We start from the raw sequence: 16,234 nt of genomic DNA, 5'->3' as shown, positions 1-16,234 counted from the left end.
GCTCAGGGGATAATCGCGCGCTCCGAAAATGTTTGCGACAGGCCCAGCAATCCTCTCCATCTATCATCGAAGTCGTGAGATTGCTGGCTACGAGATCACGGGCCACGGGGAAACCCCTCTAACAAAAGGGGTTTTCAACCCTTGGAGAGCAGAAATGACAGACACATATCCAGTTCCCCGTCCGAAAATTGCCGAGACGGTTATTCATCCCTCGGTACAACTGAGGGACGCCAGAATAGGAACCTGCTGCGAAATACTGGACGATACTTCACTCCACACCGTGGAGCTGGGCGACTTTTCATATCTCGGCCAACGTTGCATCGTCGAAAATGCGGTGATTGGAAGGTTCTGCGCTGTCGCTGCCGAGGTCAGGATCGGAGCGCCCAATCACCCGATGAACCGCCCCTCCATGCACCGGTTTACCTATTGTCCAGAATATTATTCGCATGACGCTGACCGCGATCTGACTTTTTTCACAAGACGCGCCGCTGATTGTGTGACTATCGGACATGATGTCTGGATCGGGCACGGGGTCATCGTACTGCCCGGTGTGAAAATAGGTAATGGCGCGGTTCTGGCGGCTGGCGCGGTCGTCAGCAAGGATGTTGCGCCTTACACCGTGGTCGGCGGTGTGCCGGCCAAGCTCATACGGAAACGCTTTGAACCTGTAATCGTTTCGAAGCTTACCGATATTGCCTGGTGGGATTGGCCCTTTGCAACAATTATCGAACGTCTTCCAGACTTCCAGTCAGAGAACATCAACGCATTTTGTGATCGTTGGTGGGGCAAAAATGCCAACGAAAATGGCAATAGCCAATCGTAATCAAGTATGGGGCAATAATTGTTAGTGAGAAAGTTTTGATTGCCCCCCTTCAAAAGAACGCCCTCGGGGCGCGCTCCGCCTTCAGCTTGGCGACCTCTTTCCGAAGCCTCTCGATCTCAAGCTGCTCCGGCTTCATCTGGCCTTTTCCAGGAAACGACTGGCTGGGATCGTCGCCGTATTCACGAACCCATTTGCACAACACATTCTCGTGGACATCAAGATCACGAGCAGCCTGCTCAACAGTGACCCCACGTTCCCTGACAAGCTTCACAGCCTCAAGCTTATACTCGCGGCTGAATATTCGTCTTTGCATTCATGCTCTCCGGTTTCAGGAGGAATATCTTACCTCGATGTCCATGAAACCGGCGGCAGGCCAAACCGCCACCTTATCATTATAGCGGCGGGTCAATTTTTTAGTTGAAGCATGAGTTCGTCTTCAGTCATGCCCGCTCATGATCCGTTCAATGACACTGCAATGAACGGACCATGACGTTTGTGTAAACTTACATTCCGCTTTAAGATTTTAATTTAGGCAATTGTTTTAATGCTAATTTCCTGCAGATGACGCAGGAAGGCATCTGTGGAAGCAGCGACTTCCCCTGAATTGTCTATTATGACGACATCGTCTGCACCGTCATCGAAGCTCACTTCGCGCTTAAGTCGCAAAGCGATTTCTTCTCGACTTTCACGTCCACGCGATGCAAGCCGCTCTGCAAGTACTTCCGGCCTAGCCGAAATGACGACCACGGACCGTTCCGAATAAAGCCTGCGGATATCGCCAAGTACACGCCGCGAGACATTCGCAATCACCACGATACCGTCGGCGATTTCATCATCAAGCGATTTCGGCAATCCATAGCTCAGGCTATGCGCCTGCCAGTGCAGCGCGAAAGCACCCTCGCCTGCGGCTTTAGTAAATGCTGCTTCATCCAGACTGTCGTGATCTTCCGTGCCCGGCATTTGCGGACGCGTGATGATCCGGCGCACAAAATGAAACCGCGTGTCGCCCGCAAGAGCCACACGCGCTGCATCCATAATCGTGTCTTTGCCGGCCCCGCTGGGGCCGACAACGGCAACGAAACAGCCTTTCGGCGTATCGGATTGCATCTGCATCAAAGCACCCGTTCGCCTTCGCGCCAGACAGTGCGCACAACCGGAATTGCACCTTTCGGCCGCACGCGAACCAGATCGGCACGCTTTCCGATAGCGATTTCGCCGCGATCATCCATCGCCATGGCATCAGCCGGGTTCTTGGTTACGAGGCGGACAGCCTGTGGCAGCGCAATCGGACGCTCCCCCGAAGCAAGGCCGAAAGCCGACTGAATGAGGCTGAACGGAATGTAATCCGAGGACAGAATGTCGAGGCTGCCATTATCGACGAGATCGCGTGCAGCAATATTGCCGGAATGCGAGCCACCGCGCACAATATTGGGCGCGCCCATCAGAATGGAAAGGCCTGCACCTTTTGAGGCACTGGCTGCTTCCATCGTGGTCGGAAACTCGGCGATCCGCACACCATGGTCGAGTGATTCATCGACATGCGCGCTGGTCGCATCATCATGGCTGGCCAGCACGATGCTGCGCGCTGCTGCCAGTTCGGCAATGGCACGACGATGTTTGGCCGAATAGGCGTCCGAATCCGCCATACGCTTCTCACAATGCACCCGGAACTCCTCATCCGTGAGCTTCATCTTGCGCATGTAATAAGTGCGATACGTATTAAGATCAACGAATTGACGCTGTCCCGGTGCATGATCCATCAGCGAAGCGAGTTTAACGCGGTCATCGGCTGCGAAAAGCTCGAATGTTTCAAGGCAATCTGCTGAGGAAACTTCGCAACGCAGATGCAGAAAGTGGTCTGCACGTAGACGATTTTCGCGAACACCGCTGTCGATGGCGTCCGCAAGCATCCGCATATCCTTGCCCACGAAGTCACGGTCATAATCAGAACCAACGCGCATCGCATCGAAAACTGTCGTGATGCCCGATGCTGCAACCTGCGCATCATGCGCCTGAACCGCTGCATCGACATTCCAGCGCACCTTTGGACGCGGCGCGTAATGGCTTTCCAGCTGATCGGTATGCAGCTCGATGAGGCCCGGAATAACATAATCGCCATCCATGTCATCGCCGCCGTTGGTATTGCCCTGATCAATGGCGGCAATTTTGCCATCACGGATCAGGATAGAACCGGAAACGATCTCATCAGCAAGCACGATCTGCGCATTTTTCAGAACGGTTTCATTAGCCATTGGATAGCTCTTTCATGACCGCATTCGCATTGGCGGCCGTTTCATATTTCGAGAGGAATGCTTCGATATCGAGCGCGCGGAAATCATCGAGCGCCTGGCGCAGACGATCATGGCTCCAGTCCCACCAGGCCAGTCGATCCAGACGATTGCCGATCGCAGCGTCGAAGCGTTCGCGAATGAGACGCGCCGGAACCCCACCAACAATTGTATAGGGCGCCACGTCCCTGCTCACGACAGCTCCGGCACCGACAACCGCACCGTTGCCAACCGTCACACCCGGCAAGATGGTGGAGCCATGGCCGAGCCATGTGTCGTGACCGATTTTCACGGCATTGCCGCGACGCCAATCAAAGAACTCCGTCTCATCCTTTTCTTCCGGCCAGTAATCACCGGCGCGATAGGTGAAATGATGCAACGTCGGACGCCATGTCGGATGATTGGTGGCGTTGATACGCACATGGCTGGCGATATTGGAAAACTTACCGATCTCAGCACACCAGATTTCGCAATCGATACCGAGATAGGAATAGTCGTCCAGCACAGTCTCCGAAACACGGCTGCGCGCGCCGATCTCGGTATATCGACCGAGCTTGCTACCGTTTACTTCAGCCGTTTCGTGAACCAGTGGTTCTACTGAGAGCTTGGTCATGCTGCTGCCTTCGGCGAGAAAGCGGTTACGTCGATAATGCGATCAGCAACCTGTTCACGCACATCTTCATCGTGGAAAATGCCAAGCATTGCGACGCCTTGCGCCTTCTTGGCCTTGATGAGATCAACAACGACTGCCCTGTTTTTGGCATCGAGCGAAGCTGTCGGCTCATCAAGCAGCAACACCGGATGATCCGTGATGAAACCGCGCGCAATATTCACGCGCTGCTGCTCACCGCCGGAGAAGGTTGCAGGTGGCAATGCCCAGAGCCGTTCCGGCAGGTTGAGCTGCGCGAGCAATTCGCTTGCACGATTGCGAGCAGCATCGCGATCAACACCACGAGCCACCAATGGCTCCGCAACGACATCGATTGCCGCCACGCGTGGCAATGTGCGCAGGAACTGGCTGACATAACCAATCGTATCACGCCGAACAGCCAGCACTTCGCGCGGATCGGCTGTTGCCAGATCCACCATACGGTCTTCGTGACGAATGAGGATTGAACCTGCATTCACGGCGTAATTGCCATAGACCATCTTGAGAATGGAGCTTTTACCAGCACCGGAAGGTCCGCCTAGCACGGCGCATTCGCCTGCTTCCAGATTGAAGTCCACGCCACTTACGACTGGCAACTGAATGCCACCCTGCAAATGCATCGTGAAAGTCTTCGCCAGACCCGACACGGCCAACGGAGAGGATGTTCTAACTTGTGTCATTTCTCACCTCACGCATGAAGTTTCGCTAATTTACGAACAACACGCTGCAAACATCTGTTTTAATTTACTAAACCTGCAGAATAGACGACACGAGCAGCTGCGTGTAAGGCGCTTGCGGGTCATCCAGAACGCGGTCTGTCAGGCCCTGTTCGACAATATGGCCGTCTTTCATGACCATGATGCGATGGGACAGAAGACGCGCCACTGCGAGGTCGTGGGTCACGATGACAACCGAAAGGCCGAGATCGCTCACCAGACCGCGCAGCAGGTCGAGAAGGCGTGCCTGCACGGACACGTCGAGACCGCCAGTCGGTTCATCCATGAAAACAAGACGCGGCGCTGTGACGAGATTGCGCGCAATCTGCAGACGCTGACGCATACCGCCGGAGAAAGCGCCGGGCTGGTCGTCGATGCGGTCGGCAGCGATTTCGACACGTCCGAGCCATTCAGTTGCCGTGTTGCGAATATTGCCATAATGGCGCTCGCCAACAGCCATAAGCCGTTCACCGACATTGGCACCTGCCGAAACGGTCATGCGCAGACCATCCGAAGGATTCTGATGCACGAAGCCCCAGTCGGTACGCATCAGAAAGCGGCGTTCAGCCTCTCCGATCTTGTAAAGATCGCGGAACTCGCCATCACGCATTCGATATTCCACGCTGCCCGATGTCGGTTCCAGACGTGTCGCCAGACAGTTGAGCAAAGTCGTCTTGCCCGAACCCGATTCACCGACGATGGCCAGCACTTCGCCCGGCCACAGCGAGAAATCGATATCCGCGCAACCGCGACGACTGCCATAAAACTTCGAGAGATTGCTGACTTTCAGCAGAGGTTCGACGCTCATTTCAATACTCATTTCAGGGCTCCTTTGGCTGCGGCCTCATTGTTCGCTGCCAGATGACCAAAGTGGCCATTCGCCTGACGATCTTCACAATAATCGGTGTCGGAGCAGACAAACATCGAGCCGCCACGGTCATCGAGCACGACTTCGTCCAGATAGACGCCGCGTGCGCCACACAATGCGCAAGGCTGTTTGAATTTCTGCACTTCAAATGGATGATCCTCGAAATCGAGGCTCACGACATCCGTATAAGGCGGTACGGCATAGATGCGCTTTTCACGACCGGCACCAAACAGCTGCAAAGCTGGCGACATATGCATCTTTGGATTGTCGAACTTGGGCGTCGGCGACGGTGCCATGACATAGCGCCCTTCGATCATCACCGGATAATCATAGGTCTTGGCGATATGGCCATGGCGCGCGATATCCTCGTAAAGCTTCACATGCATGAGGCCATATTCGGCAAGCGCGTGCATCTTGCGCGTTTCGGTTTCACGCGGTTCCAGAAAACGCAGCGGCTCAGGAATTGGCACCTGATAGACAATCACCTGCCCTTCAGTCAGCGGATATTCCGGAATGCGGTGACGTGTCTGGATGATAGTCGCCTCACCCGTATGGGTGGTCACGGCAACATCAGCGGTTTTCTGGAAGAATGCCCGGATGGAAACGGCATTGGTCGTATCATCAGCGCCCTGATCGATAACTTTGAGCACATCATCCTGACCGAGAATTGCCGCCGTCACCTGCACGCCGCCTGTGCCCCAGCCATAAGGCATCGGCATTTCACGGCTTGCGAACGGAACCTGATAGCCCGGAATAGCAATGGCTTTCAGGATAGCACGACGGATCATCCGCTTTGTCTGCTCGTCCAGATAGGCGAAATTGTAATTGGCTAGATCGCTCATTCTGCTGCTTCCTTGCCTGCGGCAATATTGGCTGCTGCTTCCTTGCCTGTGCCGATATTGGCTGCTGCTTCGGTTGCCAAAACTTCAGTCTCGTTGTTCGCTTGTTCATATTCCGCACGCATACGGCGGATGAGATCAAGCTCGGCCTGAAAGTCCACGTAATGGGGCAATTTCAGATGCTCGACGAAGCCCGTCGACTGCACATTATCGGAATGGGAGATGACAAATTCTTCGTCCTGCGCGGGTGCTGTCACATCCGCATCGAATTCGCGGACACGCAGCGCCCGGTCGCAAAGCGACATCGACATGGCTTTGCGCTCGCTTTGTCCGAACACCAGACCGTAGCCACGGGTGAACTGTGGTGCCTGCTTGGACGAGCCTTTGAACTGGCTCACCATCTGGCATTCGGTCAGCTGAACACGGCCAAGCGAAACGGAAAAGCCGAGCTCAGGCACATCAAACTCAACCTCCACCTCGCCAATGCGGATTTCACCGACAAATGGATGCGTGTTGCCATAACCGCGTTGCGTGGAATAACCCAGAGCCAGCAGGAAGCCTTCATCACCGCGCGCCAAAGCCTGCAAGCGCAGATCACGCGGCATCGGGAACGTCCAAGGTTCGCGGGTAAGATCGCCCGGCTCATGCCCCTCCGGCATCGCACCGTCTTCTTCGATCATGCCGTTGACACCGAGAATATCGGTCACGCGTGGCGTTTCTTCAGGCTCAATCGCACGCACTTCCGGCTCGGGAACACTGACATCACCCGCCAGTTCCGGATCAAGCAGACGATGCGTGTAGTCAAATGTCGGCCCCAACAACTGCCCACCGGGCAGATCTTTATAGGTGGCCGAAATGCGGCGTTCGATCAGCATATTCGCGGTCTCAAGGGGTAGCGAATAGCCAAAACGCGGCAGGGTTGTGCGGTAGGCACGAACCAGAAAGATTGCCTCAATCAGATCGCCCCGCGACTGGCGCACGGCAAGTGCTGCGAGCTCTCGGTCATAAAGCGAACCTTCGGCCATGACGCGATCAACGGCGAGACCCAGCTGTTCGGCAATCTGGTCAAGACGTAACGCTGGAACCGAGCGGTCGCCACGACGGCGATCATCAAGCAGACGGTGGGCATTGCGGATGGCGGTTTCACCGCCCTTTACTGCAACATACATGGATCAACCCTCCGAACTAACGATACGCGTGGTACGCGGAAGCGCTGCGACTTTGCCGTCAGCAACGAGTAGCAGATCGATACCCAACGGAAACAGCGCGCCATTTTCACGCCATTGCGCAGCAAAATCCTGCGGCAGACCATCGACGTTCAGCACAGTTTCATCCTTGATGCCCGGGCCTTTGAGGGTGAACCCCTGTCCGCTATCGAGCGACGATACAGCCAGAACAACGGTCGTCGAACGGTCCGGAAATTCTGGTTCTCCTTGGGAAAAGGAAGAAAGTGCTGGCAGCGATTGCGCATCACTTACGAGCGCGAACTGTGCTTTAGACTGATCCCCAACGATGGGCGCGCCGGCATGGAATGTCAGCCAGGCTGTTGCATCCTGATTGGCTGCGACTTTGGCGTCGACCCAGACGCTTGCGTCGTGATCAAGCAGCGTTGCAGCGATCAGGCCAAGCTCTGGCGTGAGTGGCTTTGATGGCACAGCAGCACTCGGCAGCGAATAGATGCGACCGGGATTAGCCATTGCGTGCATGACCGCATGAAACGCCATCTGCGCTTCATTGACTGGATCTGTCAGTCCGCCCTCAAATGCAGAAGTAGAATGGAGCATCAGTTGTCTCCCTGTCAATCGGCGTCGTAACGGGACCCCTTATCGGCTCCCAAAAGGGACCCCTGCCTCTAGTTGCATCGGGTCAGCGCGCGTAGGCCCGGAGCTCTCCATTTAGCGCAGGGGCCTGCGGGCGCGGGTTGTTTGTCTTTTCGGCTTTAGCTTTGAGAGCGGTTTTTAAAGCGCCAGGATTCGTTCCCGGTTTCCACGATCTCGCAATGGTGGGTGAGCCTGTCGAGTAGAGCGGCGGTCATCTTGGCGTCGCCGAATACGGCCGGCCACTCGCCGAAGGCTAGGTTCGTCGTGACGATGATCGATGTCCGCTCGTAGAGCCTGCTGATGAGATGGAAGAGGAGCTGGCCGCCCGCCTGGGCAAATGGGAGATAGCCCAGTTCGTCCATGATTACGAAGTCGAGCCTGGTGATGAAGTCGGCCAGTCGTCCCTGCTTACCGCTACGTGCCTCCGTCTCGAGCCGATTGACGAGGTCGACAACGTTGAAGAAGCGGCCTCGTGCTCCGTTGCGGATCAAGGCACGTGCAAGCGCGATGGACAGGTGGGACTTCCCCGTGCCGGTTCCGCCGACCAGAACGATATTGTGCTGCTCGGCGTCACGACACGAAAGTGTTGGATCTGTCCGACTTTTGAGAACGTATGGTGATCACGCTGCGAGGATAGATGTTTCGCGCCGCAATGGCCTGAGATCAACGCCGTCTGTTGGGGTCCAGATGTAATCGCCGGTGAGACTGATGTGCTGCCAGCCGAGTGGGGTAATGTGTTTGATGATGTCAAGCGGCGTGGGAATGCCATCTCGGTTGAGCTCGGCGAACGCCGGTTCGAGATAGAGTGTGTTCCAGTAGACGATGGCGTTGATTAGCAGGTTCAGTCCAGATGCTCGGTAGAACTGGCTCTCGAAAGTCCGGTCGCGCAATTCTCCGAGGCGATTGAAGAACAGTGCGCGGGCCAAGGTGTTCTGGGATTCGCTCTTGTTGAGGCCGACCGTCGCGTTCCTGCGCATTTCGGGGTTCTGCCACCACTGGGGCAGAAAGATGGACCGATTGATGCGACCGAGATCGCGTAGCGCCAACGCCAGTCCGTTCTGGCGTGGGAATGCGGACAGCTTTGCCAACACCGTCGAAGGCCGAACCTGCCCGGAACGGATCGTCGTGACCAGCCGCAGGATGTCGTTCCAGTTTGCCTTGATCCGCTCGACGTTGATGTGCTCGCCAACGAGCGGCGCCAGGTTTTCGGGAGGCGCGTCGCCCGGGAAGAGATAGAGCTTGCGATCCTTGAGACCGCGCAGCCGAGGCACAATCTGGAAACCAACGAGATGGCAAAGGGCGAAGCTCATATCGCTTACCCCGCCGGTATCGACATAGTGGGTTTCGATGGCGAGATCGCTGCCATGATAGAGCAGTCCATCGAGGACATAGATGGCTTCGCTCGCATTGGCATTCATGGCGATGATGTAGAAAGCGCCGTACTGGTCAGAGGTGAACCGGTAGAATTTGGCGCCGGGGTTGGGACCATAGCGGCCGTTGAGGTCGCCGATCGCCTCGGCGTGTCCGCCCGCCGGAAAATACTGGCCATCGGAGGATGACGTTGTTCCATCGCCCCACAAGCTTGCCAGAGGCAATTGCCTCTGGGCGTTGACGAGAATGGCGTGCGCGGCCGTGTAACCTTCCTCGCGAATATGCCAGTCGTGCGCCCAGGCGAGTTGGCGCATCGTAATGCCGGGGGAAACGTCCGCCATTCTCGTGAGACCGAGATTGATGCCGTCCGCCAGGATGGCGGTGAGGAGCGCAAGCTTGTTGTCGGCCGTCCGACCGCTGCGCAAATGGGTAAAGGCGTTCGAAAATTCCGTTCGGGCGTCAACCTCGAGCAAAAGGTCAGTGATGCGGATCGCAGGCAGACGGCTTTCCACCTTTAGCTTCAGCGACTTGGCGATGTCCGGAAACATAGCCTTGTGCGGCGTGACGCTAAACCCCGCCCCGGTCAGTTCTACATCGTCGAGCTCGCCGGCTGCGGCCAGACGCGAGAGGTCAGCCAGTCCATCGTTCAGCAGCTGGCGCTGTTGGCGAAGATACGTCTCGACATCGGTATCAACGGCGATTGGAAGCGGTCCTTCCTCACGCATCAGCTCGAATGTCGGCGTGGGAATGAGAAAGCTTTCGAAAGACTGGAAGCGTTTGGCTCCTTCCACCCAGACATCGCCCGCATCGAGCCGGCGCTTCAATTCGCTGAACAGGCAAAGCTCATAAGCCCTGCGATCAATCTTTCCATCTTTGAGTATGAGAGGCATCCAGCCCTTCGGCGCAAAGGAGATCGGTGCCTTGTCGGGTATGGTCCTTTTGCCCGTACGATATAGACCCGCGACCACGGATAGCGCCCGCAAGAGGGTCGCCGCCACTGCGTGACCGCGGAACACGAGAGTGGAGAGAAACTGTGGCGCCAGTTTCCTGATCGTCGGATAGCGCTGGAGCATTTCGATTTTACCGTCGATAACATCCGGCGCGATCAGCGTATCGACCGCCTGGACACTGGTTGTAAAAGCTGGCCATTGGATGACCAGATCAAGCGCTTTGGCCATGTCCTCACCCTTCTCTCTAGCCTTGATGATCGCATGGCAGACTTTTGAAACGTCCTTCAACGGCGTCTGCACTTCCCGAACGGATCGGGTGACGCGAGCAGCCGCCTGGTTATTGGCTCGCCGCGTCAGGATGCCCATGAGTTTCTTGAACATGTCGATCGCGCAATCGGTGAGATGGCGGGAAAGGTGGAGCACTGTTGCAGCCAGGACAGCATGTCGGCGTTCGGTGTTAAGGTCGCGCAGATGCTGCGCGCTCATTCGCGTCCCCTCTGCAGCAAATTCGTCAAAGACCTTGGCCGGAATTCGATCCATCAACGTCGTCGGCAGGTTCAGAGACCGGAGAAAGCGAATGCGCTCGGCAATTCTGTCGAGGTTGACGGCGGCTGGCGACAATGCCGGCGTTCTCGCCCAGGCAAGAATGGTCACGCTTGTCCCCTCACGCGGATCGAGAAGCTTGTCCAGATCGAGCTTTTGGCCTTCTGAGATCCCGCCGGCCAAGGCCCGATGAGCAATACGAATGCCGCGCCTGATCGCCACATGAATGATGGCTTCGAGCGCTGGCCGCGCTGGCAAGAGAATTCTCCTGCGTCGCAGTTCTTCCACGACCATATCCGCCAATACATCGGCCTGGCGCAGGGTTTGTGCGGCAGGTGTCAGCCAGCCTGTGAGTGCCCGCACGTCCGAAGGCACAAACGGACGCATCTGCATTCTGTCGAAAAGCAGGGCCAGATGCTCGCGCCGCGTCTGTGGGCGCTCGAAATAACGTTCGATCTCATGGTGATCGACGCCGATCTGCCGCGCCAGAAATCGTAAGACGCCAGCCGGCAGGACCTCGCCATCCGCAAGCGGTCGGCCAGGGTATCGTAGCGTGGCCAGAACACAGGCGAGGCCCAGTCTGTTCGCGGCCTTGTTCTGTCGCATGATCAGGTCGAGATCCGATCGATCCAGCGTATAATGTTTGGCGATCTCCCTTTCGTTATCCGGGATGATCGTCGCCTGTTGCCACCATGCCTCGCTCAGTAATGCTCTTCGCGCCATTCACTGATCTTCCCGTTTCGCCGCGGAGAGTGCAGCGAAACGGAAAATGCGTGTCCGGCAAACGAACGTTTCGCGGCATCCACAAGTTTTGTCCGCAAACCTTGTCATGAAACGGCAAATCGGACAATGTCCGAATTCAACGGAAAAACGGACAAACCACGTCTCATGACCTCTATCGGCTATGCAAGGGTCTCCACCGGCGAGCAGGACACCGCCCTGCAACTCGACGCTTTGCGCAAAGCAGGTTGTGAAAGGCTGTTCGAGGATAAGGCATCCGGCGTGAAGACTGACCGGCCCGGATTGGCTGAGGCGATCCGCTACGTTCGCGACGGCGATACGCTCACAGTCTGGAAGCTCGACCGCCTCGGCCGGTCGATGAAGCACCTCATCGAGATCATCACCGAACTGGAGGCCAAAGGCGTCGGCTTCCGATCCATCACCGAAAACATCGACACCACGACATCCGGCGGTCGCCTGGTATTCCACCTGTTCGGCGCGCTGGCACAGTTCGAGCGCGATCTGATCCGGGAACGAACACGTGCCGGTCTGCAAGCCGCAGAGGAACGCGGCCGACGCGGTGGCCGACAAGTCGTCGTAACCCCGGAGAAACTTGCCAAAGCCCGCCAGCATCTGGCGGCCGGTTTGAACGTCCGGGAAGCCGCCGCCCGCGTGAAAATCGGGAAAACCGCCCTCTACGAAGCTCTCAGGGCCGAAAAAGCAACGACATCCACGGTTAAACCAACCTGAGTTCCGGATACGTTCTTAAAAGTCGGACAGATTCGCCACTTTCGTGTCGTGACGCCCACCTGCCCTGTCGTTGCGCTGCAGACCTGGCTCAACCTTGCGCGGATCGCGCACGGCCCCCTCTTCCGGCGTGTTACCGGCCAAGGCAAGGATGTCGGTCCCGACCGGCTGCTCGATCAGGAAGTGGCACGCCTCGTCAAGAAGGCGGCATTGGCTGCCGGCGTGCGCCCTGATCTCACTGAGACCGAGCGTGCGGAAAAATTCTCCGGCCACTCGCTGCGTGCTGGCCTCGCATCCTCGGCCGAGGTCGATGAGCGTTACGTTCAGAAGCAACTCGGCCATGCTTCGGCCGAAATGACCCGGAAGTACCAGCGGCGGCGTGACCGGTTCCGCGTCAATCTCACCAAGGCGTCCGGGCTTTGATGCGCCCGCTTCCCTACCTGAGATGAAGCCGTTAAGTCAAAATTGGATGCCGAGTTTTCAGCTTACCGTTTCAATTGAAACCGGGAAGTAAAAGCCACAACCGGCGCGGAATGCCGGCTCCATGAACGCTGCCATGCTGGTTTTCGCGAGATCGTAAGCCATTGAAATCATGGTAGATGATTTCTTATACGAACTCTATATAAATATTGAGATTCCTCACATGGTATGATTGCTGGTTAGTGCTCTAACCATCGATAAGTAACCCTTATCGGAAGTGATTGATTTGAGACCGCAAATCGGTAAAATTGGGCGCTAGGACGGTCACAAAGGACTCATGTTGCTCGATATTGCAGATCAAAGACGCGGCCAGCCAAGATCCGCGACCACAGCTAAGCCGCTATTCGCTGCGGCCCGTGGCGCGATGACGCTGGCCGCGCGCCAGTTCGACAAAGCGGCGCTTGATCTCGTTGAACAATGCCGGTGGCAAAGAGCCAAGGTAGCCTGTTTCGCTGTCAACGGGCCGGACATCCGGTCCCGGCCAGACAAACCGGTTGCTTTCCGTCAGGATAATCCAGGATCGTTCGTCGTCCAGTCCAAGACGCCGTTTTGTTGCCGGCGGGATTTCGATCGCGTCACTCGGATCAGAGGGCGGCGAGTGCGTGATCGGCAGGACACGGACTGCGGGCGTGCCATCGTCCAGGGTCGCAACAATCGCCAACACCAGCGCCGGACGGTCCTTGTCGCCCTCCTCCCGGCCTTCGAGATGCTGCCAATGCCAGAGATAGGAATACCGAAAGACCCAACCGACTTTTGGTTCAGTCGGCAGCATGTTTGCCCGTCAGCAGTTCGACGTTGAGATGATCGAGACCCGGCTCCATCTGCGACGCTTCAATGGCGGCAAGTTCATCGTCACTCATTGCCGTGGTGAGATCCACGCGACGGTCGCGTCTGGCCAGACGCAGATAGTCCTCATAGGCGATCAGAACCGTGCGCGGTCGGCCGTTCTTGGTAATAATCACCGGCTCGCGGACTGCGGCATCCTGATAGGCGCCAAAATTCTTGGAAACGGCTGCTGCTGTCACGGTCGAGGTCATGGCAGAACTCCTTTGTTCCGGAATATACGGGCTTTCCGTAACTTTTGCAAACGCACATTTAGCATTGGACATGTCCCATGACGAAAAAGACCTTGTCGGTATCGTCTGTCACCCAGAATGTTTTAAACCGCGCCGAACAGCTCGACACCATCGCGTCGGTGCTGCCGATCGACCGACGTGACAAGCTTGCCGAAATCCTGACCGACCAGGACGTCGAGACCCTGCGTCACCTGATCAACGAAGGTATGGGTGAGAATACGCTGCGGGCGTTGACCTCCGATCTCGGCTATCTCGAAGCCTGGTCGCATGCCGCGACTGGCGGCGCCCTTCCCTGGCCGGCGCCCGAGGCGCTGCTCCTTAAGTTTGTCGCCCATCACCTCTGGGACCCAGCGAGGCGCGAAACCGATCCGGACCATGGCATGCCGGCTGAGGTTGACCAGGCCCTTCGAGATGGCGGCTTTCTCAGATCAACCGGGCCGCACGCGCCCGATACCGTGCGCCGGCGTCTAGCCAACTGGTCGACACTGACCAAGTGGCGCGGTTTCGACGGCGCTTTTGCCTCCCCTGCCCTTAAGTCCGCAATCCGGCTCGCAGTTCGTGCCGTGCCACGCCAACGCCGCCGCAAGAGCGCCAAGGCGGTCACTGGAGACATCATGGCAAAAATGCTAGCCACTTGTGCCAGCGAGAGCCTTCGTGACATCCGCGATCGCGCCATCCTGATGGTTGGCTTTGCGTCGGGTGGGCGCCGTCGCAGCGAGATTGCCGGGTTGCGCAGGGAACAGTTGACGGCTGAGCCGCCGATCGCCGTTGAGGGCGGGGCTCCCCTGCCCTCGCTGTCAATCCATCTCGGCCGCACAAAGACCAGCAGCGGCGACAGCGATGAAGTTGTCTTTCTGACCGGCCGGCCGGTTGATGCCCTGAACGCCTGGCTTGTTGCCGCCAAGATTGAAAGTGGCAGTGTGTTTCGGGCGATTGATCGCTGGGGGAATGTTTCCCGTCGGGCGCTCGATCCGAAGGCGATCAACGATATTGTCAAACAGCGGGCGACGATGGCCGGGCTGGAGGCGGGGGAGTTTTCCGCGCACGGGTTGCGGTCGGGCTATTTGACCGAAGCCGCAAACCGGGGCGTTCCTTTGCCGGAGGCGATGGAGCAGTCGCGCCACCGATCGGTGCAGCAGGCGTCAAGCTACTACAACAACGCGACCCGTCGGAGCGGCCGGGCTACGCGATTGTTATAAGGGAACCGTCGTCCTCCGGACGGCAATGGCAGCATGTTCNACCGAAGCCGCAAACCGGGGCGTTCCTTTGCCGGAGGCGATGGAGCAGTCGCGCCACCGATCGGTGCAGCAGGCGTCAAGCTACTACAACAACGCGACCCGTCGGAGCGGCCGGGCTACGCGATTGTTATAAGGGAACCGTCGTCCTCCGGACGGCAATGGCAGCATGTTCACTGAAACCGTATTTCCGTGGCGTTGGGAAAAACGAGCTGATAAACGAAGGTCATGCTCAACGCGCATTTCGCCGCACTGTTTCCCAAAGCAATCTGAAGCTTCTGTCTACCCTACCGCGCGGCGGAAAAAAGGACCGCTGGTACCACTTTCGAAATACGTTCGTCTATTTCAGTTGCAAACTTCTGTTTTGACTCCTGAATATCGACGTCGCAGGTGATTAAGAAACCTTAGCTGCAACAGGGGGTTAGTTTGTAGTCAGCTGACTACAATCGACGGCTTCCGAAAGCTCCTGGTATCGGGAACATCACGTACTTATAGCCCCGCCAGAGTTCACTTTCAAAAGCGCCATTATCATCGGGCCGAGCGAAAATTCACCGCGGCGCGTTCTGGAGGTAAGATCGCGGAGATAGCCACCAGCGGAATTGATGTGCCCAGCTCGCTCAAGTATCGCCGCCATCGCGACGGCCGCATTCTCGGCGCCCATTGCCTCGCAAGCATCCTGATAAGCTGAAGCGCTTACTCCCAAGGTCGACCGAACCACGACTGCCGCGGACATCAAGTCCCTCCAACTCTGGACCTGGCCTCCAGGCGCATAGGCCGCAATTTCAGGGCATGCTCGCATCACCAAACCAATAGGGAAACTCTTTAGCGGCTCGGCCAGTCGGTCTGACTTCAACATCGGTTTCTCACCCTGCTCTTTTTCTGAGCTAGGTTCAAATTCATTTATAGATTCGGTATTTGAATTCTGTATGTGCTGACGGATTTCGTTGTCATTGGTAGCGGTTTTTTGTGAAAAGATGTTGCTTTCCAATACGCTGAGTACACCTTCGCGCAATAGTTCTAGTTCGTCCAGGATCGATTCAAGGGCCTCAATCGACTTGGCGGTCCGAAGGGGCCTGTCGCAAACATTTTCGGAGCGCGCGATTATCCCC

15 protein-coding genes and 4 pseudogenes are annotated in these 16,234 nt (G+C 57.0%); 5 read left to right on the top strand and 14 right to left on the bottom strand.

What is annotated here, in order from left to right:
- The first annotated feature begins 154 nt into the window (after positions 1–154).
- Positions 155–823, top strand: a complete 669-nt coding sequence (locus NDN16_RS20435; RefSeq protein ID WP_024897970.1) for an acetyltransferase — start codon at positions 155–157, stop codon at positions 821–823.
- A 70-nt stretch (positions 824–893) separates the two neighbouring features.
- Here the strand turns inward: NDN16_RS20435 and NDN16_RS20430 are convergent.
- From NDN16_RS20430 to NDN16_RS20380, 11 genes and pseudogenes are all read right to left on the bottom strand, one after another.
- Positions 894–1,136, bottom strand: a pseudogene (locus NDN16_RS20430) (transposase); the annotation flags it as partial.
- A 215-nt stretch (positions 1,137–1,351) separates the two neighbouring features.
- Positions 1,352–1,930: a phosphonate metabolism protein/1,5-bisphosphokinase (PRPP-forming) PhnN gene (gene phnN, locus NDN16_RS20425; RefSeq protein WP_024897968.1), complete on the bottom strand. Its 579-nt coding sequence runs from the start codon at positions 1,928–1,930 to the stop codon at positions 1,352–1,354.
- A gap of 5 nt (positions 1,931–1,935) precedes the next feature.
- Entirely contained in the window at positions 1,936–3,075 is a 1,140-nt protein-coding gene (locus tag NDN16_RS20420) for an alpha-D-ribose 1-methylphosphonate 5-triphosphate diphosphatase (RefSeq protein WP_024897967.1), read from the bottom strand.
- A complete protein-coding gene (locus tag NDN16_RS20415) occupies positions 3,068–3,724 on the bottom strand; it encodes a DapH/DapD/GlmU-related protein (protein WP_024897966.1) in 657 nt (218 codons plus the stop codon). The genes NDN16_RS20420 and NDN16_RS20415 overlap by 8 nt, the downstream gene beginning before the upstream one ends.
- Entirely contained in the window at positions 3,721–4,440 is a 720-nt protein-coding gene (gene phnL, locus NDN16_RS20410) for a phosphonate C-P lyase system protein PhnL (protein ID WP_024897965.1), read from the bottom strand. Before phnL ends, NDN16_RS20415 begins: the two co-directional genes overlap by 4 nt.
- 67 nt (positions 4,441–4,507) lie before the next feature.
- Positions 4,508–5,284 (bottom strand): phosphonate C-P lyase system protein PhnK, encoded by a 777-nt coding sequence (gene phnK / locus NDN16_RS20405; protein ID WP_024897964.1) that lies wholly within the window; start codon positions 5,282–5,284, stop codon positions 4,508–4,510.
- 8 nt (positions 5,285–5,292) lie between these two features.
- Complete coding sequence (locus NDN16_RS20400) at positions 5,293–6,186, bottom strand: alpha-D-ribose 1-methylphosphonate 5-phosphate C-P-lyase PhnJ (RefSeq protein WP_007875096.1); 894 nt, start codon at positions 6,184–6,186, stop codon at positions 5,293–5,295.
- A complete protein-coding gene (locus NDN16_RS20395; protein WP_024897963.1) occupies positions 6,183–7,352 on the bottom strand; it encodes a carbon-phosphorus lyase complex subunit PhnI in 1,170 nt (389 codons plus the stop codon). Before NDN16_RS20395 ends, NDN16_RS20400 begins: the two co-directional genes overlap by 4 nt.
- 3 nt (positions 7,353–7,355) lie before the next feature.
- The gene (gene phnH / locus NDN16_RS20390; RefSeq protein WP_024897962.1) at positions 7,356–7,967 is read right to left on the bottom strand and encodes a phosphonate C-P lyase system protein PhnH; all 612 of its coding nucleotides are present in this window, start codon (positions 7,965–7,967) and stop codon (positions 7,356–7,358) included.
- 155 nt (positions 7,968–8,122) lie between these two features.
- Positions 8,123–8,572 (bottom strand): annotated as a pseudogene (locus NDN16_RS20385) (ATP-binding protein); the annotation flags it as partial.
- 51 nt (positions 8,573–8,623) lie between these two features.
- Positions 8,624–11,590, bottom strand: coding sequence for a Tn3 family transposase (locus NDN16_RS20380; protein ID WP_024897960.1), 2,967 nt, complete (start codon positions 11,588–11,590; stop codon positions 8,624–8,626).
- Between the two features lie 165 nt (positions 11,591–11,755).
- Between NDN16_RS20380 and NDN16_RS20375 the strand changes: the two genes are divergently transcribed.
- Positions 11,756–12,337 (top strand): recombinase family protein, encoded by a 582-nt coding sequence (locus NDN16_RS20375; RefSeq protein ID WP_024897959.1) that lies wholly within the window; start codon positions 11,756–11,758, stop codon positions 12,335–12,337.
- Positions 12,338–12,394: 57 nt separating this feature from the next.
- Positions 12,395–12,757, top strand: a pseudogene (locus NDN16_RS20370) (tyrosine-type recombinase/integrase); the annotation flags it as partial.
- Between the two features lie 397 nt (positions 12,758–13,154).
- Here the strand turns inward: NDN16_RS20370 and NDN16_RS20365 are convergent.
- On the bottom strand, positions 13,155–13,586 hold the full coding sequence (locus tag NDN16_RS20365; RefSeq protein WP_024897957.1) for an mRNA interferase PemK: 432 nt from the start codon (positions 13,584–13,586) through the stop codon (positions 13,155–13,157).
- The gene (locus NDN16_RS20360; RefSeq protein WP_024897956.1) at positions 13,573–13,851 is read right to left on the bottom strand and encodes a type II toxin-antitoxin system Phd/YefM family antitoxin; all 279 of its coding nucleotides are present in this window, start codon (positions 13,849–13,851) and stop codon (positions 13,573–13,575) included. The genes NDN16_RS20365 and NDN16_RS20360 overlap by 14 nt, the downstream gene beginning before the upstream one ends.
- 77 nt (positions 13,852–13,928) lie before the next feature.
- On the opposite strand from NDN16_RS20360, the gene NDN16_RS20355 reads away from it, so the two are divergent.
- Complete coding sequence (locus NDN16_RS20355) at positions 13,929–15,089, top strand: site-specific integrase (protein WP_024897955.1); 1,161 nt, start codon at positions 13,929–13,931, stop codon at positions 15,087–15,089.
- Positions 15,090–15,129: 40 nt separating this feature from the next.
- Positions 15,130–15,261 (top strand): annotated as a pseudogene (locus NDN16_RS20350) (integrase); the annotation flags it as partial.
- A gap of 345 nt (positions 15,262–15,606) precedes the next feature.
- On the opposite strand, the gene repC reads toward NDN16_RS20350, so the two are convergent.
- The coding region (gene repC, locus NDN16_RS20345) for a plasmid replication protein RepC (protein ID WP_251115265.1) at positions 15,607–16,234 on the bottom strand (628 nt) is incomplete at its 5' end.

The sequence above is a fragment of the Aureimonas altamirensis genome, assembly GCF_023702225.1.
Taxonomy (GTDB): Bacteria; Pseudomonadota; Alphaproteobacteria; order Rhizobiales; family Rhizobiaceae; genus Aureimonas; species Aureimonas altamirensis_B.
This window is presented reverse-complemented; position numbering and strand designations above follow the sequence as displayed.

Coding starts and splice junctions, on each gene's coding strand:
- NDN16_RS20360 (WP_024897956.1), bottom strand. CDS start 13,851: ATGACCTCGACCGTGACAGCAGCAGCCGTTTCCAAGAATTTTGGCGCC.
- NDN16_RS20435 (WP_024897970.1), top strand. CDS start 155: ATGACAGACACATATCCAGTTCCCCGTCCGAAAATTGCCGAGACGGTT.
- NDN16_RS20420 (WP_024897967.1), bottom strand. CDS start 3,075: ATGGCTAATGAAACCGTTCTGAAAAATGCGCAGATCGTGCTTGCTGAT.
- NDN16_RS20365 (WP_024897957.1), bottom strand. CDS start 13,586: ATGCTGCCGACTGAACCAAAAGTCGGTTGGGTCTTTCGGTATTCCTAT.
- phnL (WP_024897965.1), bottom strand. CDS start 4,440: ATGACACAAGTTAGAACATCCTCTCCGTTGGCCGTGTCGGGTCTGGCG.
- NDN16_RS20380 (WP_024897960.1), bottom strand. CDS start 11,590: ATGGCGCGAAGAGCATTACTGAGCGAGGCATGGTGGCAACAGGCGACG.
- NDN16_RS20375 (WP_024897959.1), top strand. CDS start 11,756: ATGACCTCTATCGGCTATGCAAGGGTCTCCACCGGCGAGCAGGACACC.
- phnN (WP_024897968.1), bottom strand. CDS start 1,930: ATGCAATCCGATACGCCGAAAGGCTGTTTCGTTGCCGTTGTCGGCCCC.
- phnK (WP_024897964.1), bottom strand. CDS start 5,284: ATGAGCGTCGAACCTCTGCTGAAAGTCAGCAATCTCTCGAAGTTTTAT.
- NDN16_RS20400 (WP_007875096.1), bottom strand. CDS start 6,186: ATGAGCGATCTAGCCAATTACAATTTCGCCTATCTGGACGAGCAGACA.
- phnH (WP_024897962.1), bottom strand. CDS start 7,967: ATGCTCCATTCTACTTCTGCATTTGAGGGCGGACTGACAGATCCAGTC.
- NDN16_RS20395 (WP_024897963.1), bottom strand. CDS start 7,352: ATGTATGTTGCAGTAAAGGGCGGTGAAACCGCCATCCGCAATGCCCAC.
- NDN16_RS20355 (WP_024897955.1), top strand. CDS start 13,929: ATGACGAAAAAGACCTTGTCGGTATCGTCTGTCACCCAGAATGTTTTA.
- NDN16_RS20415 (WP_024897966.1), bottom strand. CDS start 3,724: ATGACCAAGCTCTCAGTAGAACCACTGGTTCACGAAACGGCTGAAGTA.